At 57.4% G+C, this 24,616-nt stretch carries 28 protein-coding genes; 12 read left to right on the top strand and 16 right to left on the bottom strand.

All coding sequences use genetic code 11. The annotated features are described in order from the left end of the window. Nucleotides 1-34: 34 nt before the first annotated feature. Entirely contained in the window at nucleotides 35-640 is a 606-nt protein-coding gene (locus H598_RS0114940; protein ID WP_028113717.1) for a Maf family protein, read from the bottom strand. 386 nt (nucleotides 641-1,026) lie between these two features. Here H598_RS0114940 and yceD point away from each other — a divergent pair, with 386 nt between their 5' ends. From yceD to H598_RS25705, 9 genes are all read left to right on the top strand, one after another. Beyond that, nucleotides 1,027-1,557 carry a 23S rRNA accumulation protein YceD gene (yceD, locus tag H598_RS0114930; RefSeq protein WP_028113715.1) on the top strand — a complete coding sequence of 177 codons (531 nt, stop codon included), beginning with the start codon at nucleotides 1,027-1,029 and terminating at the stop codon, nucleotides 1,555-1,557. A 16-nt stretch (nucleotides 1,558-1,573) separates the two neighbouring features. Further along, nucleotides 1,574-1,744 carry a 50S ribosomal protein L32 gene (gene rpmF, locus H598_RS26120; protein ID WP_084144486.1) on the top strand — a complete coding sequence of 57 codons (171 nt, stop codon included), beginning with the start codon at nucleotides 1,574-1,576 and terminating at the stop codon, nucleotides 1,742-1,744. A gap of 12 nt (nucleotides 1,745-1,756) precedes the next feature. Continuing rightward, on the top strand, nucleotides 1,757-2,785 hold the full coding sequence (plsX, locus tag H598_RS0114925; RefSeq protein WP_028113714.1) for a phosphate acyltransferase PlsX: 1,029 nt from the start codon (nucleotides 1,757-1,759) through the stop codon (nucleotides 2,783-2,785). Between the two features lie 7 nt (nucleotides 2,786-2,792). Further along, the gene (locus tag H598_RS0114920; protein WP_028113713.1) at nucleotides 2,793-3,758 is read left to right on the top strand and encodes a beta-ketoacyl-ACP synthase III; all 966 of its coding nucleotides are present in this window, start codon (nucleotides 2,793-2,795) and stop codon (nucleotides 3,756-3,758) included. 9 nt (nucleotides 3,759-3,767) lie between these two features. Continuing rightward, nucleotides 3,768-4,691, top strand: coding sequence for an ACP S-malonyltransferase (fabD, locus tag H598_RS0114915; RefSeq protein ID WP_028113712.1), 924 nt, complete (start codon nucleotides 3,768-3,770; stop codon nucleotides 4,689-4,691). 17 nt (nucleotides 4,692-4,708) lie between these two features. Continuing rightward, nucleotides 4,709-5,455, top strand: coding sequence for a 3-oxoacyl-ACP reductase FabG (gene fabG / locus H598_RS0114910; protein WP_028113711.1), 747 nt, complete (start codon nucleotides 4,709-4,711; stop codon nucleotides 5,453-5,455). Between the two features lie 165 nt (nucleotides 5,456-5,620). Beyond that, nucleotides 5,621-5,854: an acyl carrier protein gene (gene acpP / locus H598_RS0114905; protein WP_028113710.1), complete on the top strand. Its 234-nt coding sequence runs from the start codon at nucleotides 5,621-5,623 to the stop codon at nucleotides 5,852-5,854. Between the two features lie 62 nt (nucleotides 5,855-5,916). Continuing rightward, on the top strand, nucleotides 5,917-7,155 hold the full coding sequence (gene fabF, locus H598_RS0114900) for a beta-ketoacyl-ACP synthase II (protein WP_028113709.1): 1,239 nt from the start codon (nucleotides 5,917-5,919) through the stop codon (nucleotides 7,153-7,155). A 56-nt stretch (nucleotides 7,156-7,211) separates the two neighbouring features. Next, the gene (locus H598_RS25705; protein WP_051252759.1) at nucleotides 7,212-7,730 is read left to right on the top strand and encodes a prepilin-type N-terminal cleavage/methylation domain-containing protein; all 519 of its coding nucleotides are present in this window, start codon (nucleotides 7,212-7,214) and stop codon (nucleotides 7,728-7,730) included. A 60-nt stretch (nucleotides 7,731-7,790) separates the two neighbouring features. Here H598_RS25705 and H598_RS25700 read toward each other — a convergent pair whose 3' ends face one another. The 15 genes from H598_RS25700 to H598_RS0114820 all read right to left on the bottom strand — a co-directional run bounded on the left by H598_RS25700 (nucleotide 7,791) and on the right by H598_RS0114820 (nucleotide 20,377). Beyond that, nucleotides 7,791-8,402: an OmpA family protein gene (locus H598_RS25700; protein WP_051252758.1), complete on the bottom strand. Its 612-nt coding sequence runs from the start codon at nucleotides 8,400-8,402 to the stop codon at nucleotides 7,791-7,793. A 6-nt stretch (nucleotides 8,403-8,408) separates the two neighbouring features. Continuing rightward, a complete protein-coding gene (locus H598_RS0114885; RefSeq protein ID WP_028113708.1) occupies nucleotides 8,409-9,917 on the bottom strand; it encodes a TadE/TadG family type IV pilus assembly protein in 1,509 nt (502 codons plus the stop codon). Continuing rightward, nucleotides 9,917-10,435, bottom strand: coding sequence for a tight adherence pilus pseudopilin TadF (tadF, locus tag H598_RS0114880; RefSeq protein WP_035415954.1), 519 nt, complete (start codon nucleotides 10,433-10,435; stop codon nucleotides 9,917-9,919). The genes H598_RS0114885 and tadF overlap by 1 nt, the downstream gene beginning before the upstream one ends. Beyond that, nucleotides 10,425-10,898, bottom strand: a complete 474-nt coding sequence (locus H598_RS0114875; protein ID WP_028113706.1) for a TadE/TadG family type IV pilus assembly protein — start codon at nucleotides 10,896-10,898, stop codon at nucleotides 10,425-10,427. The genes tadF and H598_RS0114875 overlap by 11 nt, the downstream gene beginning before the upstream one ends. 10 nt (nucleotides 10,899-10,908) lie before the next feature. After that, entirely contained in the window at nucleotides 10,909-11,604 is a 696-nt protein-coding gene (locus H598_RS0114870) for a tetratricopeptide repeat protein (protein ID WP_028113705.1), read from the bottom strand. Continuing rightward, nucleotides 11,601-12,449: a type II secretion system F family protein gene (locus H598_RS0114865; protein WP_028113704.1), complete on the bottom strand. Its 849-nt coding sequence runs from the start codon at nucleotides 12,447-12,449 to the stop codon at nucleotides 11,601-11,603. The genes H598_RS0114870 and H598_RS0114865 overlap by 4 nt, the downstream gene beginning before the upstream one ends. After that, nucleotides 12,449-13,354 (bottom strand): type II secretion system F family protein, encoded by a 906-nt coding sequence (locus tag H598_RS0114860; protein ID WP_028113703.1) that lies wholly within the window; start codon nucleotides 13,352-13,354, stop codon nucleotides 12,449-12,451. The genes H598_RS0114865 and H598_RS0114860 overlap by 1 nt, the downstream gene beginning before the upstream one ends. Continuing rightward, complete coding sequence (locus H598_RS0114855) at nucleotides 13,351-14,631, bottom strand: TadA family conjugal transfer-associated ATPase (RefSeq protein ID WP_028113702.1); 1,281 nt, start codon at nucleotides 14,629-14,631, stop codon at nucleotides 13,351-13,353. Before H598_RS0114855 ends, H598_RS0114860 begins: the two co-directional genes overlap by 4 nt. Beyond that, complete coding sequence (locus tag H598_RS0114850) at nucleotides 14,628-15,863, bottom strand: CpaE/TadZ family protein (RefSeq protein WP_028113701.1); 1,236 nt, start codon at nucleotides 15,861-15,863, stop codon at nucleotides 14,628-14,630. Before H598_RS0114850 ends, H598_RS0114855 begins: the two co-directional genes overlap by 4 nt. A gap of 2 nt (nucleotides 15,864-15,865) precedes the next feature. Next, the gene (locus H598_RS0114845) at nucleotides 15,866-16,354 is read right to left on the bottom strand and encodes a hypothetical protein (protein ID WP_028113700.1); all 489 of its coding nucleotides are present in this window, start codon (nucleotides 16,352-16,354) and stop codon (nucleotides 15,866-15,868) included. Then, nucleotides 16,351-17,697, bottom strand: a complete 1,347-nt coding sequence (locus tag H598_RS0114840; RefSeq protein ID WP_028113699.1) for a type II and III secretion system protein family protein — start codon at nucleotides 17,695-17,697, stop codon at nucleotides 16,351-16,353. The genes H598_RS0114845 and H598_RS0114840 overlap by 4 nt, the downstream gene beginning before the upstream one ends. Beyond that, a complete protein-coding gene (gene cpaB, locus H598_RS0114835; protein ID WP_028113698.1) occupies nucleotides 17,697-18,509 on the bottom strand; it encodes a Flp pilus assembly protein CpaB in 813 nt (270 codons plus the stop codon). Before cpaB ends, H598_RS0114840 begins: the two co-directional genes overlap by 1 nt. 21 nt (nucleotides 18,510-18,530) lie before the next feature. Next, nucleotides 18,531-18,962 (bottom strand): A24 family peptidase, encoded by a 432-nt coding sequence (locus H598_RS25695; protein WP_051252757.1) that lies wholly within the window; start codon nucleotides 18,960-18,962, stop codon nucleotides 18,531-18,533. A gap of 18 nt (nucleotides 18,963-18,980) precedes the next feature. Beyond that, nucleotides 18,981-19,190 carry a Flp family type IVb pilin gene (locus tag H598_RS0114825; RefSeq protein WP_051252780.1) on the bottom strand — a complete coding sequence of 70 codons (210 nt, stop codon included), beginning with the start codon at nucleotides 19,188-19,190 and terminating at the stop codon, nucleotides 18,981-18,983. Between the two features lie 302 nt (nucleotides 19,191-19,492). After that, nucleotides 19,493-20,377, bottom strand: a complete 885-nt coding sequence (locus tag H598_RS0114820) for a LysR family transcriptional regulator (protein WP_028113696.1) — start codon at nucleotides 20,375-20,377, stop codon at nucleotides 19,493-19,495. Nucleotides 20,378-20,644: 267 nt separating this feature from the next. Between H598_RS0114820 and H598_RS0114815 the strand changes: the two genes are divergently transcribed. From H598_RS0114815 to H598_RS0114805, 3 genes are all read left to right on the top strand, one after another. Beyond that, entirely contained in the window at nucleotides 20,645-22,726 is a 2,082-nt protein-coding gene (locus tag H598_RS0114815; RefSeq protein ID WP_028113695.1) for an LruC domain-containing protein, read from the top strand. Nucleotides 22,727-22,747: 21 nt separating this feature from the next. Continuing rightward, nucleotides 22,748-23,263 (top strand): hypothetical protein, encoded by a 516-nt coding sequence (locus tag H598_RS0114810; protein WP_028113694.1) that lies wholly within the window; start codon nucleotides 22,748-22,750, stop codon nucleotides 23,261-23,263. A 109-nt stretch (nucleotides 23,264-23,372) separates the two neighbouring features. Continuing rightward, complete coding sequence (locus H598_RS0114805) at nucleotides 23,373-24,245, top strand: NAD(P)-dependent oxidoreductase (RefSeq protein WP_028113693.1); 873 nt, start codon at nucleotides 23,373-23,375, stop codon at nucleotides 24,243-24,245. The last annotated feature ends 371 nt before the right edge of the window (nucleotides 24,246-24,616 follow it).

Below are 24,616 nucleotides of genomic sequence, written 5' to 3'. Positions count from 1 at the left end.
AAAGTTAATCAGAACAGGTTTATCATGACTGCATTCAGGAGGCAAGGTCCGCCTGGGCACGCAGCACGTCGAACCCTTCCGCTTGCAGCATTTCGGTCAGGCGAATCAGTGGCAGCCCCATTAACGTATTGGGATCGCGGCCGCTGAGACGGTCGAACAGGGCGATGCCCAGTCCTTCGCTCTTAAAGCTGCCGGCACAGTTATAAGGCTGCTCGGCATTGAGGTAGGCGTCAATCTGCTTCAGGCTGAGGTTTTTGAAGTAGACCTTGAAGGTTTCCACATCCACCTGGCTCTCACCGGTGTCGGTGTTCAGCAGGCACAAGCTGGTATAGAAGGTGACTTTCTTACCACTGGCGGCTTGCAGTTGTTCGACGGCGTTGTCGTGGGTTCCGGGTTTACCCAGAATCTCATCGTCGATGACGGCAACTTGGTCGGAACCGATGACCCAGGCATCGTTGTGGCTCTGGCCGGCGGCGCGGGCTTTCGCTTCGGCCAGGCGCATCACCAGTTGGTAGGCGGTTTCATCGTCCAGTGGGGTTTCATCGACCTCAGGCTTTTCACAACGGAAAGGAAGATTCAGTTTTTCGAGAATCTGGCGTCGAAAAGGTGAGGTGGAGCCAAGGATAAGCGGCTTTTTCATGATGACACTTCAAAAGTTGATACAAATTTTCAGGCCGCAAGACTAGCAGATGAGATTCGAAATCACCATAAGGGCGAATGGTGGGTTTTTGATCTGGTTCAATGCCGGGGCAAACTTCGATAGAAAATGGTCACAGATTCGGCCGAATTGGATTCTGAGGGGCCATTTTACCCGCTTTGTGATCAGCCTCGGCAACAGGGGCAGGAGTGAGAGCGGGGTACTGAATAGGGACAAAAGAGGCGATCAGTGGAATCGACCGGGTTGTGGTGATGTTGATGTGGCGAGTAAACTAAGGCGGGGCGCTGATTACAGCGTGTCCGAATGGGAACTCAGGGTCTAAAATATTCTTTGACTCTGTGGAACTCAATCTATAAACTGCGCGCCCTATGCAGAATGTTCAAATTCCGGTATCGCTCGACCCAAAACGAGCTGCTCAACGGGGTCTTAGCTATGAAGGTATCCTTCGAGCCAAGCACCTGAAGCGTTTGATTGGTGTGAGTTCCGGCGATTGCACTGATGCTGAAGTGTCCGTTGAATGCGGCACTGACATCCAGGGGATAGTCTACCTCAAGGGGAAGGCTGTGACGGAGCTCACTCTGACGTGTCAGCGCTGTATGGAAACTTTTCAGCATCCTATCGCAGTTGAATTCGCATACAGTCCTGTGACCGACGATTCACAGGTCGAAGAGCTCCCGGATGCTTACGATCCCGTCGAACTCAATGAGCACGGCGAGATTAGACTACAGGAATTGGTGGAAGACGAGTTGTTGTTGGCCGTACCGATGATGCCTATGCATGATCTGGCTGATTGCAACCGCCCTGAAACTGAGATCGTCGTGGGTGAATTGCCACCCGTCAGTCCTGAAGAAGAGCGTCCGAATCCCTTTGCGGTGTTACAAAACCTTAAAAGTAAGTAATTAGGAGATTGGGGCCATGGCCGTACAAAAAAGTAAAGTGACTCGTTCACGTCGCGGTATGCGTCGTTCACACGATGCTCTGTCTGAGTGTCAACTGTCTGTAGACGCGACTTCTGGTGAGACTCATCGTCGTCACCACGTGACTGCCGACGGTTACTACCGTGGCAAGAAGGTAATCAACAAGTAAGTTGATGCCATCTTGACTCATCTAACCCTAGCGTTAGATACCATGGGGGGCGATCACGGCCCCCATGTGACAGTGCCTGCAGCTTTGCAGGCGCTGTCGGTTTATTCCGACCTGCATCTTATTCTGGTGGGCGATCGCCCCGAGATTCTCTCTGTATTACGTCAGCATCATGCGTCCGAATCCGTTCGGTTGCAGATTTTGCATGCCGATCAGGTGGTGCAGATGGGCGACAAGCCTCTGCATGCCCTGCGGCGACTGAAGCAGAGTTCGATGCGGTTGGCGCTGGACCTGGTGGCCAATGGCCAGGCCAACGCCTGCGTCAGTGCCGGTAATACCGGTGCACTGATGACCATGGCTAAGGTGGTACTCAAAACCCTGCCCGGGGTGGACAGACCGGCTTTAGTCAGCGCACTACCCAGCATGCATGGACAGCCGGTTTACCTGCTGGACCTGGGCGCCAACGCCTGTTGCGACTCGGAAGCCCTGTTTCAATTTGCGGTCATGGGGGCCGTATTGGCGGAACAGGTCGCGGGCAACCCCAATCCGAGAGTGGCCCTGCTTAACATCGGTACCGAAGAGATCAAAGGTAACGATCAGGTTCAGCAAGCAGCAAGGTTGCTGCAGAGTACTCCCCACATCAATTACACTGGCTTTGTCGAAGGCGACCGAATCTTTACCGGTGACGCGGACGTGATCGTCTGCGATGGCTTTGTCGGCAATGTCACTCTTAAAACCACCGAAGGGATCGCCCGCCTGCTGATGCACCAGATTGCACAGTCGGTGAATCAGAATCTGGTGGCCCGCTGCTTGAGCTGGCTGCTGAAAGGGCGATTAAAAAAGCTTTTTTTGCAAATGAACCCCGACCACTATAACGGTGCTAGTCTGTTAGGATTGCGCCATATTGTGGTAAAGAGCCACGGGAACGCCGATGAGATGGCCTATTTGCGTGCCATCGAAGAGGCCATAACGGAGGTTCAAAGGCAGGTGCCTGGCAAAATCAAAGCTCGACTCGAGTCGGTGCTACTAGAAAAATCCTGTTGATATTCCTATGCATACAAAAATTTTAGGTACTGGGAGCTACTTGCCCACCCAGATCCGCACCAATGCCGATCTGGAACAAATGGTGGACACCACCGACGAGTGGATCCTGGAGCGCACCGGCATTCGCCAGCGTCATATCGCCACCGGCGAAGAGACGGTGTCCTACATGAGCCATCAGGCTTCGGTAAAGGCGCTGGAAATGGCCGGGGTGGACGCGTCCGAGATCGACATGATCATCTGTGGCACCTGCAGTGCCGCCAATGCGTTCCCGTCTGCGGCCTGTGAAGTGCAGGCGATGCTGGGCATTCAGGGCATTCCTGCCTTTGATGTGGCGGCGGCCTGCAGTGGCTTTATCTATGCCCTGGCGGTGGCGGATCAGTTCGTGAAATCCGGTGCCTGTCAGAAGGTGCTGGTGATCGGTGCCGATGCCCTGGCAGACCTGTGCGATCCGGATGACCGCTCCACCATCATCCTGTTTGGTGACGGCGCCGGTGCCGCCGTGGTCGGTGCTTCTGAGCAGCCCGGCGTGATGTCGACCCACATCCATGCGGATGGTCGCCATGGCCCACTGCTAAAAGCGGCCAACCCGGTTCGCAGCAAGACCCCTCGCGCAACCAGCGAAGAGGAATACATGTTTATGAAGGGCAATGACGTGTTTAAGCACGCCGTTACCCGCTTGGCCCAAGTGGTGGAAGAGACTCTGGTGGACAACCAGATGGACAAGTCGGAGATCGACTGGCTGGTTCCCCACAATGCCAACTATCGCATCATCAAGGCCACGGCCAAAAAGCTGGGCATGGGCATGGACCAGGTGGTACTGACCCTGGCCGAACACGGCAACACTTCGGCGGCTTCGGTGCCGATCGCCCTGGATGTGGCGGTCCGTGATGGCCGCATTCAACGCGGTCAGGTGTTGTTGCTGGAAGCCTTTGGTGCCGGCTTTGCCTGGGGCTCGGCCCTGGTTAAATTCTAAGGATTCATCATGTCTAAATTTGCATTCGTATTTCCCGGTCAGGGAAGCCAAACCGTTGGCATGCTGGCCGAACTGGCCGCAGAAAACGAGGTCGTCAGTCAGACTTTTGTCGAGGCCTCAGAGGTGCTGGGCTATGACCTGTGGAACCTGGTTAGCCAGGGCCCGGCCGAGGATCTGAATCAGACCCAGCGTACTCAGCCTGCGTTGCTGGCCGCCAGTGTGGCGCTGTACCGCGCTTACCGTCAGGCCGGTGGCGCGGTTCCAGCGGCCATGGCGGGCCATAGCCTGGGTGAATACTCCGCCCTGGTGTGTGCCGGTGTACTGGATTTTAAAGACGCCATTAAACTGGTGGAACTGCGTGGCCTGGCGATGCAGGATGCCGTTCCTGCCGGAACCGGTGCCATGTATGCCATTATCGGTCTGGATGACGACGCCATTGCTGCCGCCTGTGAGCAGGCCGCTCAAGGGCAGGTGGTGTCGCCGGTGAACTACAACAGCCCGGGTCAGGTGGTGATTGCCGGTGAAAAAGACGCCGTGGAACGTGCCGGTGCCCTGTGTAAGGAAGCCGGCGCCAAGCGTGCGCTGCCGCTGCCGGTCAGCGTGCCGTCTCACTGTGCCCTGATGAAGCCTGCTGCCGACAAGCTGGCACTGGCGTTGAATGATCTGACCCTGAGTGCCCCAGAGGTGCCGGTGATCAACAACGTTGATGTGACCGCCGAAACCGATGCCGATGCCATTCGTCAGGCACTGATTCGACAGCTGTACAGCCCGGTTCGCTGGACCGAAACCATCAACGCCATGGCTGAGCAAGGGATTGAAACTACCTACGAATGCGGGCCAGGCAAGGTCCTGACCGGCCTGGCGAAACGAATTAACAAGACGATCTCCGCTGCGGCGCTGAACTGTCCTGCAACTTTAGCTGCGGCGTTATAATAAGGAATAAACTTCTCATGACCATTAGCATCGATTTGACCGGAAAAGTGGCCCTGGTAACCGGCGCCAGCCGTGGCATCGGTCGCGCGGTTGCCGAAACTCTGGTGGCTGCCGGCGCCAAGGTGATCGGCACCGCCACCAGCGAGCGCGGCGCCGCCGCCATCAGCGAGTACCTGGGGACTCATGGCCAGGGTATGGTCCTTAATGTGACCGAACAGAGCTCCGTTGAGGAACTTTTTGCGGCGATTAAGGCCGAACATGGTGATATCGATATTCTGGTGAACAACGCCGGTATTACCCGTGACAACCTGATGATGCGGATGAAGGAAGAGGAGTGGTGCGACATCATCGACACCAACCTGACTTCCCTGTTCCGCACTTCCAAGGCGGTATTGCGGGCGATGATGAAAAAGCGCGCCGGTCGAATCATCAACATTGGTTCCGTGGTGGGTACCATGGGCAACCCCGGCCAGGCCAACTATTGTGCCGCTAAAGCCGGTCTGCTGGGCTTTACCAAGTCGCTGGCCAAAGAGGTTGCCAGCCGTGGCATTACCGTCAACGCGGTGGCTCCGGGTTTCATCCAGACCGACATGACCGAAGAGCTTAATGATGACCAGAAACAAGCCATCATGAGCCAGGTGCCGGTGGCCCGTTTGGGTCAGGCCAAAGAAATTGCTGATGCGGTTGTATTTCTGGCGTCAGATCGTGCAAGCTATATCACAGGCGAAACCCTGCACGTCAACGGCGGAATGGTAATGGCCTAATTTAGGCTGAAACCGTGATCCAGTAGCTAATTTGAAGCGAAATTCGGCTAAATGAAGTCATCTCCGTGGTTTGACCACAAAAGCGTGACTTGCATTGTCAGACGAATCGAATAAACTACTCGCAACTCTACGCAATGGCGTAAAATTAATAGGAAAGCGAAGACTATGAGCAACATCGAAGAACGCGTTAAGAAGATCATTATCGAACAGCTGGGCGTGAAAGAAGACGACGTAAAAGCTGAAGCTTCTTTCGTTGATGACCTGGGTGCTGACTCTCTGGACACCGTTGAGCTGGTAATGGCTCTGGAAGAAGAGTTCGATACTGAGATTCCTGACGAAGAAGCAGAAAAGATCACTACCGTTCAGGCAGCGATCGACTACGTAACGGCTAACCAGTAAGCCGACGAATTTTAAAACAGGCGGCTTGGGCCGCCTGTTTTTGTTTCTGACGGAGAATAAAAATGACCAAGCGCCGCATTGTGGTCACAGGCCTTGGGGCGGTTACCCCAGTTGGCCATGACGTTGATACTACCTGGGCCAACGTACTGGCCGGTCAGAGTGGTGTCACGCCCATTAGCCACTTCGATGCCAGCGAATTCGCTGTCCGCTTCTCTGCCTCGGTCAAGGATTTTGATATTGAGGCTTATCTTTCCAAGAAAGATGCCCGCAAGATGGACCTGTTTATTCAGTACGGAATGGCCGCGTCCATGCAGGCGTTCAAGGATTCCGGACTGGAAGTGAACGACACTAATGCCCATCGCATCGGTGCTGCCATCGGTGCCGGCATGGGCGGACTGCAGTTGATTGAAGCCAATCACAGCCAGTTTGTTAAATCCGGCCCGCGCCGCATCTCACCGTTCTTTGTGCCATCCACCATCATCAACATGATTGCCGGTCACCTGTCGATCATGTACGGCTTTACTGGCCCGAACATCGCCATCACCACCGCCTGTACCACCGGTGTACACAACATCGGTCACGCGGCGCGGATGATTGCCTATGGCGATGCCGACGTGATGATTGCCGGCGGTGCCGAGATGGCCACCACCGAACTGGGGGTGGGCGGTTTCGCGTCAGCCAAGGCATTGTCGACCCGCAACGACGAGCCCACCAAGGCCAGCCGTCCCTGGGATAAAGACCGCGATGGCTTCGTGATTGGTGACGGTGCCGGCATGATCGTGCTGGAAGAGTACGAGCACGCCAAGGCCCGTGGTGCCAAGATCTACGCCGAACTGGTGGGTTTTGGCATGAGTGGCGATGCCCACCACATGACGTCACCACCGAGTGACGGTCGCGGTGGGGCGGCGGCGATGACCAATGCCCTGAGTGACGCCGGTGTGGCGCCAGAATCGGTGGGTTACATCAACGCCCACGGCACCTCTACGCCTGCCGGTGATATCGCCGAAGTTAACGGCGTTAAGTCGGTGTTCGGCGAACATGCCTACAAGTTGATGATGGGTTCCACCAAATCCATGACCGGTCACCTGTTGGGGGCCGCCGGTGCGGTTGAATCGATCTTCACCATCCTGGCCCTGCGTGATCAGCAGGTGCCACCGACCATCAATCTGGACAACCCGGATGAAGGCTGCGATCTGGACTTCGTCGGTCCGGTTGCGCGTCAGGCCGAGTTGGAGTACGCCCTGTGTAACTCCTTCGGCTTTGGTGGTACCAACGGCTCTCTGTTGTTTAAGAAAGCCTGATTCAAAGGGGCACCGCCCGGTGCCCCCTGTTTGTTCTTTCCAATGTGAGTTCTTAGATGGCATACGTGGTTGCTAAGCCCCGGGGCTTTACCCTGGTTGAACTGATTATCGTTATCGTGGTGCTGGCGGTGTTGGCCGTGGTGGCGGCGCCATCATTGATTGCCCCCTCCTCTGAAGCCAGACAACAGAGTCTGAACGCTTTTGCCGGCGCCTTTACCGAAGCGGAGCGGCTGGTGATTACCAAGTTTGCGCTGGAGGGGCTGGATATAAATTCGGCCACCGGCCAGACTCTGTACGACGACAACAACGTTGAGTTGGTGTCCTCTGCCCATGGCACCATTAAACTCACTCCCCATAACCTTCGTGGCATGATGGAGATTGATGGCTTTGTGGTGGTGAGCAATGGCCTTCTAACTGAGTTGGTGGTGGTACCGGCCGGGTTCGACTCGTTGGTGGACGGCGCGATGTCCAATGACATGTTGACCAAAGCCAAGGCGACTCAGTGTTATCTGTCGCTGACTCGCTCCAGTGGCGCCGTTAAGCTGGCTCAGGCCATTACCCATAGCGGTTGCTAAATGGCACAGTGATGAAAAAAAACGGCGCCTATTGGTGCCGTTTTTTGTGTTTGGGGCGGGTCAGTCGCGGTGAATCTCCACTCGGCGATTGGCGGCTCGGCCTTCGCTGCTGTCGTTGCTTTTCCAGGGCTGACTTTCGCCGGCGCTAGTGCTGTCCAGGTTGGATTCGTCGACCCCCATCTCTACCAGCGCACGGCTGGCGGTATCGGCCCGGGCCAGACCCAACTGTTGGTTGTAACTGGCGCTGCCACGGTCGTCGGTGTGGCCGGTAACCGCGATGGCCCGGGGGGGGTGTTTTAATCTCTGGGCCACCTCTTTCAGAATTGCCACCGACGCCGGAGTCAGATCGCTGCGGTCGAAATCAAAGTAGATGCGGGCCAGGGGATCGGTGTTAAGCAGGCCTTCGGCGCCCAGAAACTCCAGGCAGTCCTGGCCCAGGTCGATGGGCTGGCTGGGGACCGACAACGCCGGGTCTGATGCCAGCGGTTCTCTGATCTGCAGGCGGGTGTCGCGGTTGCTGCCGATGATGTTGGCTTGCTCAATCTGTACCCGGTGTTGAATCTGATAGTCGTCGAGCGCACACAGTTGTTGCAGGCGGGAGTTCGGATCCTGGCTGGCCAGGGTCGGGGCGGCCAGCAGGGCCACAGAGAGCAGATACAGAGGGATTTTCATAGTCCGTTACCCTGAATGTCGGTAGTAGAGACGGCTGATGCCATCGGTGCGGGCACCCTTGGCGATCAGCTCTTCAATTTTCTTCTTGAGATCACCGGAGCGGCTGACGTCGATTACTTCATTGGCGCAGCGCTCAAACGCCCGCTGTTCGGTGGCCTGATAGGCGATGCCGAGCACGCCGATGTACAACGGCAGATCGCTGCCTTTGAATTTGTCACGGATGGTGGTGCACAAGCCCTTGTCCACCAGCTTGCCGAAAGTGTCGTGAAACGGTTGCTCGGAGCCGTCGGAGAGGATGATGATCATCTTGGCCCGGCGTTTGTACTCCTCCTGGACTGCTTCGGATGCGGCTGCCGAGGGGATGCCATCCGCCAGCACCTGGGCGCCGCGCATCAGCCCCTGAAATACCGCAGTATAACCGTTGGCATCCATGCTATTGATTTTGGGTGGGGTTTTAGCCAGCTCCAGGGTAGTAAAGTCGGTTTCGCACAGGCCCCAGCCGTACAGGTTCTGATATTGATTGGGGTGCAGATGAGCGCGGCTGGTCTTTTTCTCAAACACCTTATTGACCGATTTCTGGAAGGCGATGAAATCAAAGGGGTCCAGATAGTAGGCGTCTGAGTTGCCGGTTTCGGTTTTGGCGGCATCGAATACCTTGAGTACGGTGCGGGCCTCGGCCCGGGAGCGGCCATGGCAGTAGTAGCTGTTGTAGTTGTTGGCGCAGTAGTAGGCGTCGTTGTAGGAGTAGTTGCCCCAGTGCTGCCAGTGGACTGACTCGTAGTTGACCTCGGTACTGGTGTTACTCTTGTTTCGGTATCTTAGTTGGGTAATGCAGCGCTGACTGTTACCGATGCGCTCGCTGGTGCGCATGTTAAAGGGCACAAAGCCGACTCGGTGATCGAAGCCATCGGCCTTAGCCTGGGAGGACAGCAGGCTGGCAGTGATGGCGTTGATCTCCTCTTTCAGTACCTGAATCTTGGTTTTGTAGCTGTTCCAGCCGCGGTTCATGGAGTTGGAGAAGTCCGCCACAAACACGATGTCCAGATTGCGCTCCTGCTTGATGGGGTAGTTCTTGGCCACCGCCCGGTTGGCAATCTGCTCTTTGGCTGCAAAGCTGGGAATGGCGTCGCTGGCGAACCAGGACTGGTGTTGGGTGGTGGCGGTGACCCGGTACTGGATGTATTCCATCTCCTCCTCTTCGATCACCTCGGTGCCTTCGGTTTTTTGCACCTGCAGCTGGTCGACGGCGTCGATGTGACGCACGTAGGCGCGAACGTATTGCTCGGCCAGGTGGTTGGCGTAGGCCTGAGGTGTCTGGCCGCCGGCACCGGGAGCGCTGCGGTTGGCGATGGACACCGCCAGTGCTGCCGCCTCGGCGGCGTCCGCCAACCGGTTTTTCTTCTGAATGTAGCGGGTGCCCTCGATGGCCAGAAATACCATGCCAAACAGAGGGATCAACAGGAATACCAGATAGATGGCTGCCACGCCCCGTTGTCGCGTTATCCGGGTCTTCATCAGCGGCCCACCATGGTTGAGCTGGAAGCCAGCAGGTGGTCGCCAGCGGCCTTATCGAACCAGGCTTGTGAGTTCAGGCACAGCGTCACCTGGTACAGGGGGTAGCGCTTGCCGGCATCGTTTTCCGGCACCAGTTCGGTGAGGGCCTGAATGTCCTGCTCTGGAAGACAGGGGAGGGCGTCGAGGTAGCTCTTGCTGAAGCGCACCGGTTGGCCATCCACCAGGGATTGCAGAGCGATGCCAAAGCTGTCCGAAAGTTCAACGCTTTCCCGTGCCAGCAGTCGGGCGGCGATCTGGGTCAGTTGATCGAAATCCTGCTGACTGACCGGCTCTCGGCCGGCGTAGAAACGGGTGCGTTCTTTGACCACATTGACCAGGGAATAGCTGACCCGGTCGAGGCGGGTGCGGTTGAGCAACTGCTGTGACAGGTCGGTACTGAACAGGAACAGCATCGCCAGAAACGCCAGCACAAAGGCCATCTCAATGGCAAAGGCGCCTCGTTGGTGATTATTGTGCATCTTGCCAGCCCTCATGTTCCTGAACCGACAGCAGCGAGCGGCGAATGGTGCGGTTGCCCACGGCGCCGACGAAATACACCGGTTGATAGTCGTAACTCAGTTCGATTTGAACGATGGGACAGCGTGGACAATTGACGCTGGGAGTGTTGTCTTCCAGTGCTTGCAGGCTGGGGTATTCATGGCGACTGAAGTGATAGCGATTCACTTCAACCAGGCTGTGCCACACTTGTCCCTGTTGACTGAACATGGCCGACAGGCGCTGGCTGTAGGACAGGTTCATGCGTTCGGATTCGAACACCTTGGTGTCGCGCACCGACTCCGACAGTGCCGCCTCGGTGAGGTTGATGATGTAGATAAACCGGCTCATCTCAAAGATGGCAAAGGTGGTTAGAAACAGCACGAAGGCGCCCAGGGCAAACTCGATGCTCAGCACGCCTCTTTGCTTGTTGGGTCGCCGAATCATGGAGTCACCTTCACAACTGTTGCAGCTGCTGAATCAGCGGCGCCAGTGGCTGTTGCGGATACAGGCTGGCCAACAGTCGCCGTGCCTGTTCCAGTTGATGATTTTTTACCAGCGATAGCGCCAGATTGGCTTGCACCTGGGGGACGTCCGGATGGGCGCGGTACACCGGCTCCAGCAGTGCTACCGCCTGTTGGTAGTGCCCTTGCTGCATCTGCAACATCGCTAGGTTGTTTTTCACCGCCACTTCATCGTGACCACGGAGCCGGGCCAGATTGAAGGCCCGTTCGGCCTCGTCGAAGCGCTTAAGCTGTGCCAGGGCAACCCCTTGACGCAAGGCCAGCTCGGACTCTGTCAGTCCCCGTTGTTCGGCCTTCTGGTAGTTAAGGTAGGCAGCCTGATACTGTTGACGATCGCTGTGAATTTTCCCCTGCAGCAAGTATTGCTCGGGCAGGTCGCTGCCGAGGTCGCTTAAGTGGGAGAGGTAGAACTGGGCCGATTCCAGGTCGTGATTCAGGTAGTAGCTGCGTGCCAGTTTCAGTAGCAGCTGAGGCTGATCCGGTTGCTGACTGAGTTGAGATTTGTACAGCTGAATCAGGCCGCCGTAGTTGGCGGCGGCGGTCAGCTGAGCTTCGGGGTCTTTGCGGACGTCGGTGGCGGCGCAGCCGCCGAGGGCGACGCACAGCGCCAGAAGGGTTACGCGCATCATTGACCAAACTCCATCATTAACTGGGAGATACCCGGTGCCAGAATCAGAATGACGATGGGAAACATGATCAGCAGGATCAGCGGAATGCTCATCTTTGCCGACAGTTTGCCAATCTTCTCCTCCATGCTCAGAACCTGCATTCGACGCATGTCTTCCGACAGGTCGCCCAGCACCTTGGCGATGGAGGTGCCGTACTGCAGGTTTTGAATCAGGGTAAAGGCGAAACTGCGCACCTCCGGGGTGGGCAGACGTTCGCTCAGATCGTGCAGGGCCTTCTCCAGTCCCTTGATGCTGGCGGCATCGGAGGTGCGGCGAATCTGGTAGCACAGATCCTTGTCGAAAGCCTGCAGTTCCTCGCCCAGATAGCGGAATGAAGCTTCGATGGTCATGCCGGTCTGAATGCACACCGCCATCATGTCGAGCATGTAGGGCAACTGGCGGGCGGTTTTGGTGATCAGCCACTTTTTTCTCAGCCCCAGGAGCAGGTCCGGCATCACGATGATGGTGATCAGCGACAGGGCGGACAGCAGGATTTTGTTGGTCTGGCTGAGGTCGACCAGCACCACGGTCAACAGCGCCAATGCCAGCAGCACGTACTTGGCAGGCATGAAGTAGCGTGCCAGTGAGCCTTGGTAGATGCCGGCTTCGATCAGCTTTTGCTGTACCTCTTTTTGCTGGTTTTGCCCAAGGGTGCCGAGGAACTGGTTTAGCCAACTGATGGCGCTGCCGTCCTTTGGTGTCAGGTATTGGCGAATGCGGGCTTCCCGGGCCCGCTGGTTGATGGCCCGGGTGGCGAGCAGTGCCAGGGCCAGGCTGAAGGCTATGAACAGGGTCAGATACACCATCAGCGCACTCCCCGTACCAGCAGCCAGATAATGGTCAGGCCCAGGGCTTCGCTGCCGAGCACGTAAAACAGAATCCAGCGGCCATCGGGGTGGAACAGCACAAACTGCAGGTCATCGGGGTTCATCAGGTGCATGATCCCCATGAACGCCAGCGGCAGGGCGGCGACGATTTTGGCCGACAGTCTGGCTTCCGAGGTCAGGGCCATCTTTTTCTTCTCCATGGCGCGGGAGTCCACCAGTACCCGAATCAGGCGAGCCATGACGTTTTTAAGTTGACCACCCCGGGTCATGTTGGCGCGGATGGTCACCACGAAGAACAGGTAGGCGGGATAGGGAAAGCGCTTGCAGGAGCGTTTGAACACCGATTCCGGGGGTTCGCCCAGTTTCAGTCGCTCGCCGACGTGCTTGAATTCGCGGCCGATGGTGTTGTCCAGGGTCTTACCGACGTAGGTGATGGACTGAGTGACACTGTCACCGGCGGTGACCGCACTCATCATAATGTTGAGGGCATCGGGGAAGGTTTCTTCAAACTTGGTTTTACGGCGCCGCAGCATAAAGCTCCAGCCCCAGATGAAGGCCGCCAGGGTGATCAGCGCCGGCAGCAGCAGTGGGTGCAGTTGCAGCCACTTCTGATTGGCAAAGGTGGCGCCGGAGAACACCAGAGTCAGGAAGGCGCCAATCTTGATCCAGGCTCCGTCGCCGAGCAGATCCAGGGCGGGATCGGCCAGTTCTTTGAGTTTCAGGTAGAGGCGGGATTTTCCCAAGTTTTTCAGATTGACCGCCAAAGGGGTTTTTTCCTGCACCTGTTGCTCCGGCTTCAGGAACGCCGCTTTGGGATCGGGTCTGGTCTTGCCATACAGCAACAGGGCGAGGCCACCTAGCAGGCAGGCGATGTACAGACTCATGCCGGCACCCCGCTATGGAAGGCTTCCATCAACTCCTCCTGCAGACCGTAGTAGGAGGCTTGTTTCATCAATACCGAACGTTGCATCAGGCCGGAGGAGACGAACTCTCCGCTGATTTTGTCCTTGGCCTGGTGTTCATCGGAGTGGAATTGGAACAGCTCCTCCATCACCGCGTTGTCGCCTTCCAACCCCACCACTTCGGAGATGCTGGTGATTTTTCGAGAACCGTCACGCATGCGGCTGACCTGGACAATCAGATGAACGGCAGAGACGATGGTGCGGCGAATGGCGGTCAGCGGCAGGTTGAGGTTGGCCATCATCACCATCGATTCAATTCGGGCCAGGGCATCCCGCGGCGAGTTGGCGTGCAGGGTCGACATGGAGCCGTCGTGGCCGGTGTTCATGGCCTGCAGCATCTCAAAGGCTTCCGGGCCGCGGCACTCGCCGAGGATGATGCGGTCGGGCCGCATCCTCAGAGCGTTGATCACCAGAGAACGCTGGGTGATGGCACCGGTGTTCTCGACGCTGGGAGCCCGGGTTTCCAGTCGCACCACATGAGGCTGCATCATCCGCAGTTCGGCGGCGTCCTCGATGGTGAGGATGCGCTCATCTTCGGCGATGTACTGGGACAGGGCATTGAGCAGGGTGGTTTTCCCCGAGCCGGTACCACCGGAAATCACTACGTTGAGACGGCAGCGGGCGGCGATCATCAGCACTCGGGCCATCGGCTCGGACAGGGTGCCGTACTTCACCATGTCTTCCAGGCCAATCTTCTGCTCGCGGAATTTGCGAATGGAGATGGTGGTGCCGTCCAGGGCGATGGGTTTCAGGACGATGTTGACCCGGCTGCCGTCATCCAGGCGGGCGTCCACCATCGGCGAGGACTCATCCACCCGCCGGCCGACCCGGGAGGCGATGCGCTGGGCAATCTCCACCAACTGCTGGTCGTTGACGAACGACAACTCGGAGCGGTGCAGGCGGCCGCCGCGCTCAAAGAAGATGTCGTTGACGCCGTTGACCATGATGTCGGTGATGCTGTCGTCTTCCATCAGTGGCTGCAGCGGCCCCAGTCCCACCAGTTCGTCCACCAGGTTCTTGACCAGGCCGGCCCGCATCACCGCCGGAACCGGGCTGGGGTAGTTGTTGGCCAGCACGCCGACGGCGCCCTCTATCTGGCCGGTCAGTTGTTGGCGGTCCATGCCGGAGATGGCACTGGCGTCCAGAACCTCGAAGATGCGGGTGCGAAAATCGGCGTAGATCGCCTTGCTGGTGCTCATCGTTTAAACACCTCTTTGAACAGGCTCAGGGGCGAGGTCCTTGAGGGGGCCAGTTGGCCATTGATCAGTTGATACAGGGCGGTGAGCGGTTTCTGTTTGCCACTCTCCTGTTTATGCAATCGCCGCCCCTCCAGCACCATGTGAGCGAACTGCTTGTTAAACGGAATGACGATGTCGATCTCCGCCTCCAGAAACTGCTGCATCTCTTGCAGGTTGAGGGAGAAGGCACCGTCGGGTCGATGATAATTGACCACCGTCAGCAGCCGGGTTTCGGCGCCATTGGGCAGAGTGATTTTGCCGAGCTGCTCCATGATTCGCTGGGCATTGCGCAGCGAGGTCACCGAGGGCTCCAGCACCAGTACCACCATGTCGCTGCGCTTGGCCAGTACCGCCACATCCAGAGGGAAGTCGACCGAGGCGGAATAGTCTTCGACGATGAAATTGGTGCGGCGCAGCAGCAGGTCGCCGATGGAGTGACTGAACTCCATCAGATCTTTCTGTGGCCGGTTGCCGGTCAGGCCCAGCAGGTGCAGCCGTTTGCTGATGGGCGTCAGGTAGCTGAAGGCGGCATCCTCGTCCAGCTCGTGCAGTTGCACGGCGATGTTCTTGACATCGGTCTTGATGATGTCCTTGCGGCACAAAATGATGTCGATGTTGCTGTTGAGGTATTTGTGATCCACCAACAGGGTTTCGGCGCCGGAGCCGGCCAGGGCCGAGGCCAGCTCGGTGGCGATCAGGGTGGTGCCGGTGCCGCCACGAGTGCCGATCACCGAGATGCGCTTGGCTTTGCGGTTCTGGCTGACCCCGGAGAATTTTTTCTGATTGCTGTGCACGTGGCGCAGGAAATCGGTGAACTCTTTTTTGTCTACCGGCCAGAACAGGTAGTAGAAGCCCATCGCCTTCAGTTCGCGCAAGGTGGTAATGGCGTTCTCCTTGCCCACCACCACGATGCCGCTCTTGTTGGGCATCTGGCTGGCAAAGCGGCGGGCATCGGCCACCACATCATTGGATTGGTTCAGCTCCAGAATCACCAGATCCTGCAACTTGTCCACCGCAATCCTGGAGTGGGACTCCCGCTGGCACTCCGGCGCCGGCCAGCCCTCAAAGCGACAGATCTCCTCGATCAACTCATGAACTTCCGGGCTTTGATAGAACAGGCTGCAGCCACCGGGGCCGGTATCCTGCTGTTCTTTCTTGGTCGATGCGCTGACCGCTTTGGCGAGATCAAACATGACTAGTGTTCTCCCTGAGTCAGGTTGGCCGGATTCATGGTTTGGGTGATGCGGTTGGCGTTGGTGGCGCAGCCGAGCCTGGGGTAGGGCTGATCCAATCGATGCGGCCGGCAGGGTTCAACCGCCGTGCGCCACAGTTGCACCGTCAGTTGCAGCGGCGTAGGCAGGTGAGTGTCGGACCGAACCTGAACGCGCTGTGGGTTGAGGCCGCCGTCGATCAGGGCTTGGCGCAGTCGCTTCGCCTGACCTTGCCAGCCCGGTTGGTGGGCCAGAGTAAAGTCGCTGGCATCGGCATCAAACTGATGGCTGAGAGCCACCAGCTTTTGCGACAGCCCGTTCGCCGGCTGGGCATCGACGTCGATGGCAAAGCTGTGAGTTTCGGCGTACACCAGCGCTTCGCTGCCCGGCGCGTCGTAGGCGTGATCGGCACAGGACGACAGCATTAGGGTTGCCAGCAGCGCCAGGGGCACAAGCAAGGATGGATGGGTCATTGGATAAAGCCTCCGCGCTGCAGCAGATCCAGAGTCAACGCCTGTTGCTGAGTGTCGTTGCCATTGGTGGGGTTTTTGATGTTGAACCAGCGGCTCAGGGTGCTGGAGCGCTGAATGTGCGGCAGCATCAGGCTGTCTGGCGAGCTGGGTTTGACCAGGTTGACGGTGGCAATGATCACCAGTTCGGTTTTGCGCCGGGTGGTGGTGCTTTTGCGGAATACGCTGCCCAGATAGGGAATGTCTCCCAGCAGTGGCACTCGGCTCAGCTCTTCAATCTCTTCACTGTTCATCAGGCCGCCGAGCATAAAGCTGTCGCCGTCCCCCAGCTCAATGGTGGTCATGGCGCGGCGAGAACTCAGCTGCGGCACTTCGATGCCAACCGAGCGCACGTAGCCTTCGATGGCACTGACCTCGGGCGCCAGCTGCAGTCGAATCTGTTCATCGCTGAGCACCTTGGCGGTCAGATCCAGGCCGATGCCAAACTCCTTGAAGGTTACCGTGGTGGAGTTGCTGTTGGTCACGATGATGGGGACTTCGCCCCCCACCAGGAAACTGGCGGACTCGCCAGAGATCACCGTCAGGTTTGGCTCCGCCAGCACTTCGGCCAGAGAATCGTCTCCCAGGGCGGTAATGATGGTGGACAGATCGGCGGCCTTGAAGTCGTCAAAGGTAAAGGTGCCCGGCAACTGGCCTACCGAGGACCAGTCGACGCCGATGGTTTCGTTGAATTCGTCGGTGACCTGGGCCACCGAAATCTTAACGTTCACCTGCTGGGGGCGATCCAGAGTTAGGCCTTCGACAATGCCCTGATAGGTATACAGGCGATGGAAGGTGGCCAGGCCACTCTCCTTCATGCCGTTATCGAACTCCAGCACTTCGGTTTCGCTGAAGCGGTCGATGCGCTCGCGGCCGAGCAGGCCGGCCACCAGGGCGTAGATCTCATCCCGTTGTTGGGTGGTAAATACCGTGCCTCGAATGGCCACCTGTTCGCCGACGGCATCCAGCTGAATCGACAATTCCGGGTAGCGCAGCGACAGCTGACGCTGAATCGGCGCCAGATCCAGATCGACGTGCAGCAGTTCGGATAGCAGTATCTGCCCCTGCTTGCCGTAGACGATCAGCCGGGCCTGGCCCAGCGCCTGGCCAAATACCACCACCTGGCGGTTATCGAGCACCTTGTAGTCGGCGATGCTGGGTTGACTGATGAACACGGTGCCGACGTCGCTGTCAAAGCCGAGGCTGACGGCGTCATTGAGGGGCAGGGCGCGGTCGGCGGCCAGAGTGATCCAGGGCAGCAGCATCAGGCTCAGCAACAGGCGCAGGGAGCGGGGGGAAATCAACATCAGAATATCTCCGGCAGACTGGTTTGGCTCTGGCTGCCACGCAGCTCTTTGACGCCGGTGTAATTGACGATCACGTCGCTGACATCGGCGTCGGGGATTGGGTGTTGTTGCTGGCTGCGGTAGATTTCGATGAACATGGTCCGTTGTGCCAACGACAGCTTGGCCAGGGATTCCGGCGCCACTTCGATCACCACGATGGCCTCCAGATCGCCGGCGCTGTCGACTCTGGGATTAATGGGGGCATCGGATTGGTTGTCCAGGGCCAGCACCTTGACCCGCTGCAGCAGCAGGCCGGCGTGGACGCCGTCGAAATTGGTCAGCTCCACGGTGGCGTTGGACAGGTTGGTGTGGGGGGAGCCCACCGCCAGAATGTCGATGTAATCACCGGGACGAATGTAGTTATCAATCAAGTTTTTGGCCGAGATACTTAACGGATACAGGGTCATACCGTCGCTGGTAAGCAGATCCAGGTAGCCGGGATTGTCCGGCTGACTCAGGTGCTCGGGAAACACCCAGTCGTTGGCGTGTCGCGCCGTGCTGACCAGAGTACTTGGGGTCAGGGTCAGGGTGACATCGCCGTCGACACCGAGTTGACGAGCGTCGGCTTCGGGTAAACTCAGGCGCTTCAGGTCGCCCTGGTTGAGGTGTTGTCCCGCCACCAGGGGCACAGTGGCTTGCCACAGGGTGATCATCTTGATCACCGGCTCCGGCGGGGTGGCCGGGGCGTCGTTGCCGCCGATCCGATCCAGGATGCCATAGAGGCCGAACACCACCGCCAGAAAGGCAATGGCAAAAGTGACTTTTGAACTCATAATCTGTTCGCCGCAGCTGGGTTAAGAGGTTAGCGCAGAGATCAGAAGCTGGAATCCCATGCCAAGCAGTATGGCCAGGCCATAGGGTAAGCCGGGGTCTTCCTTGCTCCGGTTGATCAATCGATATTTAATCAGGTAAAACACGGCCAGCAGGCCGCCAAATCCCATCATCCACACACTGGCGTACAACAGTTCAGTGGGGCTAAACAAGGGGGCCATGGCCGCATACAACTTGGTATCGCCGCCGCCCCAGACGCCCAAAACAAACAGCACCACGCCGATGGCAGAGGCCAGAGCCAGGCTTTGCAGGCCGACCCATCCCTGCCCGCTACTCAGGGCCAGAGTCCCGCAGACCAGCAACATCAGGCCAGTCTGCAGGTTGGAGATCCGCCGCAGGCGGACGTCCGTCAACGCTATCCACACCGAGTTGAGGCCGATGACCACAGATAGCATTCCATCTCGCCTTACTGATTAGGTGTTAGCGTTGCTGAGTTTTGTTGCAATGCCAGTGAAGGCGTCGGTCAGCTCTTTCAGGAACTGGCCGTCGGTGGTGCCCAGCACAGTCGCCAGGGCGGCAGCCATGGCCACGCCGATCAGGCCGTATTCGATGGCGGTAACACCGCGCTGGTCCTGTTTCAGGCTGTGCATCAGGGCTTGCAGGTTGGCAATAGACTTAATCATGGTCATCTCCTTATAACTTTAAATGAGTTGTGATAGGTACACGGCAGCAATGTTATTTGATTGTTGTGGCAGCAGAAAAATGGATACTATTAGCAAGGCTTATGGTTGGGTGGCTGCGGGTATCGCGGGGCTAAGTCGGCGTTGATGGCATTTTTTGTCGCCTTGGGTGTGTTTTCCGGTTTCCTATGCCGGCTGGGGTAGGAAACCGGGGTGATTTTTCCTTGCGATGGTGAGTTGAAGGGCAGTCATATCACGGTGGGGGATTCAGGGGTAACCCTAAATCATCAAATTTGATGAGACGATTATTTGATTTTTAATTCGGTAAGCTTTTTAAATATCCACTCGCCGGCTTCGTGGAATTTGTAGCCTTTATGCCACAGCATGGTCGCGCGCCAGTTGAATTTAGAAATCCGGTCGAAATCGAAGCGCACCTGACGCAGAATGTCGGCATTAAGGTCATGCTGAACCACAAAGTCTGGAAGGCATGAAATACCTATTCCACTGCGACAAAAGCTGAGTAGAGTATTGATGTCTTCCACCTCCCATACCTGGATCTGGTCGGTCATCGGGTCCAGACTTCGGTCCGGTAGATTGGTGGGCAGCAGCAATCGCGAGTGGCACAATGCGCCATAACTGATGGGGTCGCCCAGTGACTCTGCCAGTTGTGGCGAGGCGACCCAATGGCAGGCAACCTGGAAGGCATCGACGGCCGAGTAACCGATGTTGTCCCGCTCAGGAAACAACCCCAACACAGCATCTAGTTGATTATCTTTGAGTTTCTGTGATAGCGACAGACTGTTTTGTTGAAACAGCGACAGTTCGATGTGGGGAAAGGTGTTGGCAAACTCCGACACCAGGTTGACCAATTCCGGGGCACAGACCAGGGGATCCACGCCCAGTCTCAGGCTGGGCTCGACATTGCCCTCCATGGCCCTCGCCTGTTCGGAGAAGTGCTCTACCTGGGATAGCATGACGCGGGCGTCTTTCAACAATCGGGTGCCTTTGGGGGTTAATACCGGGTATTTTCCGACGCGGCTAAATAGGTCAAAGCCGAGATCAATTTCTAAGTTCTGAACTTGCTGGCTGATGGCAGCCTGGGTCTTTTTTAATTCCCTTCCTGCGGCGGTAAATGAACCATTTTCGGCAGCCGCGACAAACGCACGCACCGCTTCAATTTGCAGTTTCATACTCTTTCCCTGAGGTGTAATCGGCTCGATAATAATACTGAACGGTATTTTATCGCTGTTGATATATTAGTTTTTATTATTGTTTGATTTTTCAAGGCATAAATCAACCGCTTCGGTTTGCGAATTGTCATGCCATGGCCTCTGAGACGCTATTGCAGAATGCAATTCAATTCATTCTTTCAATTTTTTCATGATGAATAACATGGCCTTATAAGTTTGGCATGATTTTTCCTTAAGCACTGTCATGTTGCTAACGGGAGAGTGCTAATGGGAAATCAATGGTGGTTGCTAGGGGCGATGCTCGCCAGCCAGGCTCAGGGGGCGGCGTTTACCAGTTGCCCGACCGAGGCGTATCTGTTTCAGAAAGACACGGTGGTGTACGGGGTGGATTTGGTGACCGGCGCCTACGAGGAACTCAGTGATGATCTGGGGATTCCCGGTAACGTCAATGGCATCGGTTTTAATGAAACCGATCGCTATATCTATGGCTTCAGCAAACACCTGAAAGATGTGGTTCAGGTGGACTCGGACTATCAGGCCAGCGCCCTGAATGTGACCGGTCTGCCTTCCGGGGTGCACTTTTTCGTCGGCGATGTGCATGACGATACCTATTGGATTTATCACAGGAACCACGGCTTGTTCTCGGTGTCCCTGGATGAGACCTCGCCGCAGTATTTACAGGCACAGAAGGTGGTGGGCGCCGATACCAGCATGGTGTTGACCGATTTTGCTTTTCACCCCAGTAACCAAAAATTGTACGCGGTGGATAACAGCAGCGGCGACCTGTATCAGATTGATATCACGGATGGTTCCCGCCAGGTGTTGGGCAACAGTGGCATTACCGGTACCTTTGGCGCCGGCTATTTTGAGAAAAGCGGCTACTACTATCTGAGCCGAAATCAGGATGGCCATATCTTCCGTATTGACTTGCGTAATCCGGAGCAGTTGGATGCCAGCGCCGAGTTCTTCGCCTATGGCCCGGCGTCCTCCTCCAACGACGGTGCCCGCTGCGCCAGTGCCGACGTGATCCCCGTTAACGTCGACTTCGGCGATGCCCCGGCCAGCTATGGCACCCGTATGGAAGACAACGGCGCTCGCCATGCCCTGGGTAGCCAGGGGCCGATACTGGGGGCGAACGCGGATGCGGACAGCGACGGTTTCAGTGCGCCCTGGAGCGATGACCTCAATGGCCTGGACGATGAAGACGGGGTGGCGTTTGTCACCGCCTTTGAAGCCGGAACCAGCGCCGTGATTCAGGTTGAGGTCACTCAACAGGTCGGCTATTTGCAGGGGTTCATCGATTGGAACCAGGACGGGGTGTTTGCCGGGGCCGATGAGCAGGTGATCACCGACAGGGAACTGCAACTGGGCAGTACCAGCATTGCCATCGCCGTGCCGGCAACCGCCTTGGGCGGCGTCACCCAGGCCCGATTCCGCATCGCCTCGGACACCGGTTTGGGCCCCAAAGGCGGGGCGGCAGACGGCGAGGTGGAAGACTACGCGGTGGCGATAAGCACCCCGGGTTCGACCACTCAGACCTACCCCAATGAGGGCGAGTTCGCCAGCATCGCCTTTGAGGATCGCTGGCCATTCGAGGCCGATTACGACATGAACGACGTGGTGATGGATCTGCAGATCACCGAATACACCCAGCTGGCCAAGGTCACCAAGGTGGTGATCAATGGCAAGTTGCAGGCGCTGGGGGCGGAGATGCACAGCGGCTTTGCCATTCATCTGCCGCAAATCAGCCGCAGCAACATCGATGTGGCTCAACTGGAATACCTGAAAAACGGCGTGGCCGCTGATACCAGCACGGTGCTGGAAACTGGCCAGAGCAACGCGGTGCTGATCATCAGTGAAGATCTGTTCGATGAGGTGACGGTGGGGTGTGGCTTTTACCGGACCCAGGCGGGCTGTGATGATGGCCTGCAGTTCCAGTTTCAGCTGACCCTGGTGTTTGCCGAAGGGGTTGACCCCAACGCGATGCCAGCGGCACCGTACGATCCTTTCATCTTTGCCAGCCCGAACCGCTACCGCACCGGCTTCGACACCCCTCCGGGGCGGCAGTTAGAGATTCATCTGGCGGATTTTCCACCCACGGATCTGGGCAGCAGCAGTTATTTTGGCACCTTTGATGACGACAGTAACCCGGGCAGCAATCGTTATTACCGCAACAGCAACAGTTTGCCCTGGGGATTGCAGTTCCCGCAGAGCTGGCATTACCCGGCGGAGAAGCAGGATCTGCTGCAAACCTATCCCCAGTTTCAGCAGTACATCGAGTATGACGGTGGCCAGTATCTGGATTGGTACCATCGCGACAATGCCAATGCCGTCAAGCTGTTTAACTGATTCTGAGACGAGGACTGAATTATGAAAATCATCAACTTGTTGTCCGTGCTGTTTGTGAGTGTGTTGCTGGCTGGGTGTGGCGGCGGCGGTGGTGGTGGCAGCGAGACGCCAGCGCCACAGCCTCCGACCACACCGGTGGATGAACCCCAAGATGAGCCGGAAGAGGAGCCGGAAGCCGAGCCCGGTGACGACCCGGCGGCGGAGCCGGGGCCGATGCTCACCGCCGATCTGGTGGCGTCGCCGCAGATGAGTTTTGAAGGGGCCAGCAGCCTGAAGGTGGTGGTGTCTCTGGCAGCAGAGGAGCGGGCTTTTGTGTCGCTCTACACCCATTTTGAAGCGAATGGCCAGGGGTATCAGCCCGACTATCAACGCCGGTTGGCCAGTGGCGGTGTTCATAATGGCCGCTTTGAAGCCGAGGTCATGGCCGCAGTGGACCAGGCGCAGATCCTGGTGGAGGTGTGGTTCTACGACGTGGACAAAGCGCCATTGCAAAAGGTGTTCCCGGTGTCGAGCCAACCGGTGGAATGGAGCATATAAAGCATCACCAGATCAAATGGATGAATGTTGGGGCTGAAGGCCTCGCATTCTCTTTGCCGCTGACCCACAATGGGAGTCTTGTTAAGCACTTGATCAAAGAGGGACAGCGATGGCTAAGGTGGCCTTTATCGGATTGGGCGTCATGGGGTACCCCATGGCCGGGCATCTTCAGGTAGCCGGGCACGAGGTGACGGTATTTAACCGCACCACCGCCAAGGCTCAGCAATGGCAACAGCATTATGGCGGTGAGTACGCCATGACGCCGGCCGAGGCAGCCAAAGAGTGTGAGTTGGTGTTTGTGTGTGTTGGCAATGACGACGATCTGCGCCAAGTGGTGCTCGGGGACGACGGTGCCTTGGGAGCCATGGCGGCGGGCGCGGTGTTGGTGGATCACACCACCGCCTCGGCCGATGTTGCCCGTGAGTTGGCTGCGGTGGCGCGCCAGCGCTCGGTGAGCTTTGTGGATGCACCGGTGTCCGGTGGCCAGGCTGGGGCAGAGAATGGGGTGCTGACGGTGATGGCCGGTGGCGAGCCACAACCGTTTGAGCGTGCCCGTGTCGTTATGGAGGCCTACGCCCGCTGTGCCGAGTTGTTAGGCCCGGTGGGCAGCGGCCAGCTGTGCAAGATGGTCAATCAGATCTGCATTGCCGGGGTGGTGCAGGGGTTGGCCGAGGGGATGCATTTCGCTCAGCAAGCCGGTTTGGATGGCGACAAGGTGCTGGAGGTGATCGGAAAGGGGGCGGCGCAATCCTGGCAGATGGACAACCGCGGCGCCACCATGCTCAAAGATGAGTATGACTTTGGTTTTGCCGTGGACTGGATGCGTAAGGATCTGGGCATTACCCTGGATGAGGCGCGGCGCAATGGCGCTCAGTTGCCGTTGACGGCATTGGTGGATCAATTTTACGCCGATGTGCAGCGTCTGGGTGGCAGTCGCTTCGATACGTCGTCGCTGAAGATGCGCCTTCCCAAGCGCAAATAAAGTCGCAAACCACATCACAACGCGGCGTCAGCCATTACCGGGAACCGTGGCCCGTTACGCTCACAGGGCGTTGCCGCTTTCCCGGTATTCTGCCCCTTTTGACCCTTGTTCTTTGGCCAGGAGGACGCCATCGAGAGGGGCGGTGGCAGTCGTCTTGCTGATGACCAGAACCCTCCATCCGTGCTCAGCGGCGTTTGCCTCAACTCTGGAATGCGGCCAAGATTTGAGCAATGCAGGTAAATGGTTATGCACTCAATCTGGGTTAAAATTCGCGATGGTCACGATTTTACCGGTTAAAGGGTGTTCATTGTCCAAGATTCCTCTATCATCGCTGCCATTACCCACAGTGACCATCACGCCATAGCGATACC

Source organism: Ferrimonas kyonanensis DSM 18153 (assembly GCF_000425405.1).
Taxonomy (GTDB): domain Bacteria; phylum Pseudomonadota; class Gammaproteobacteria; order Enterobacterales; family Shewanellaceae; genus Ferrimonas; species Ferrimonas kyonanensis.
The sequence above is the reverse complement of the archived record's forward strand: the minus strand, read 5'-3'. Positions and strand labels throughout refer to the sequence as shown.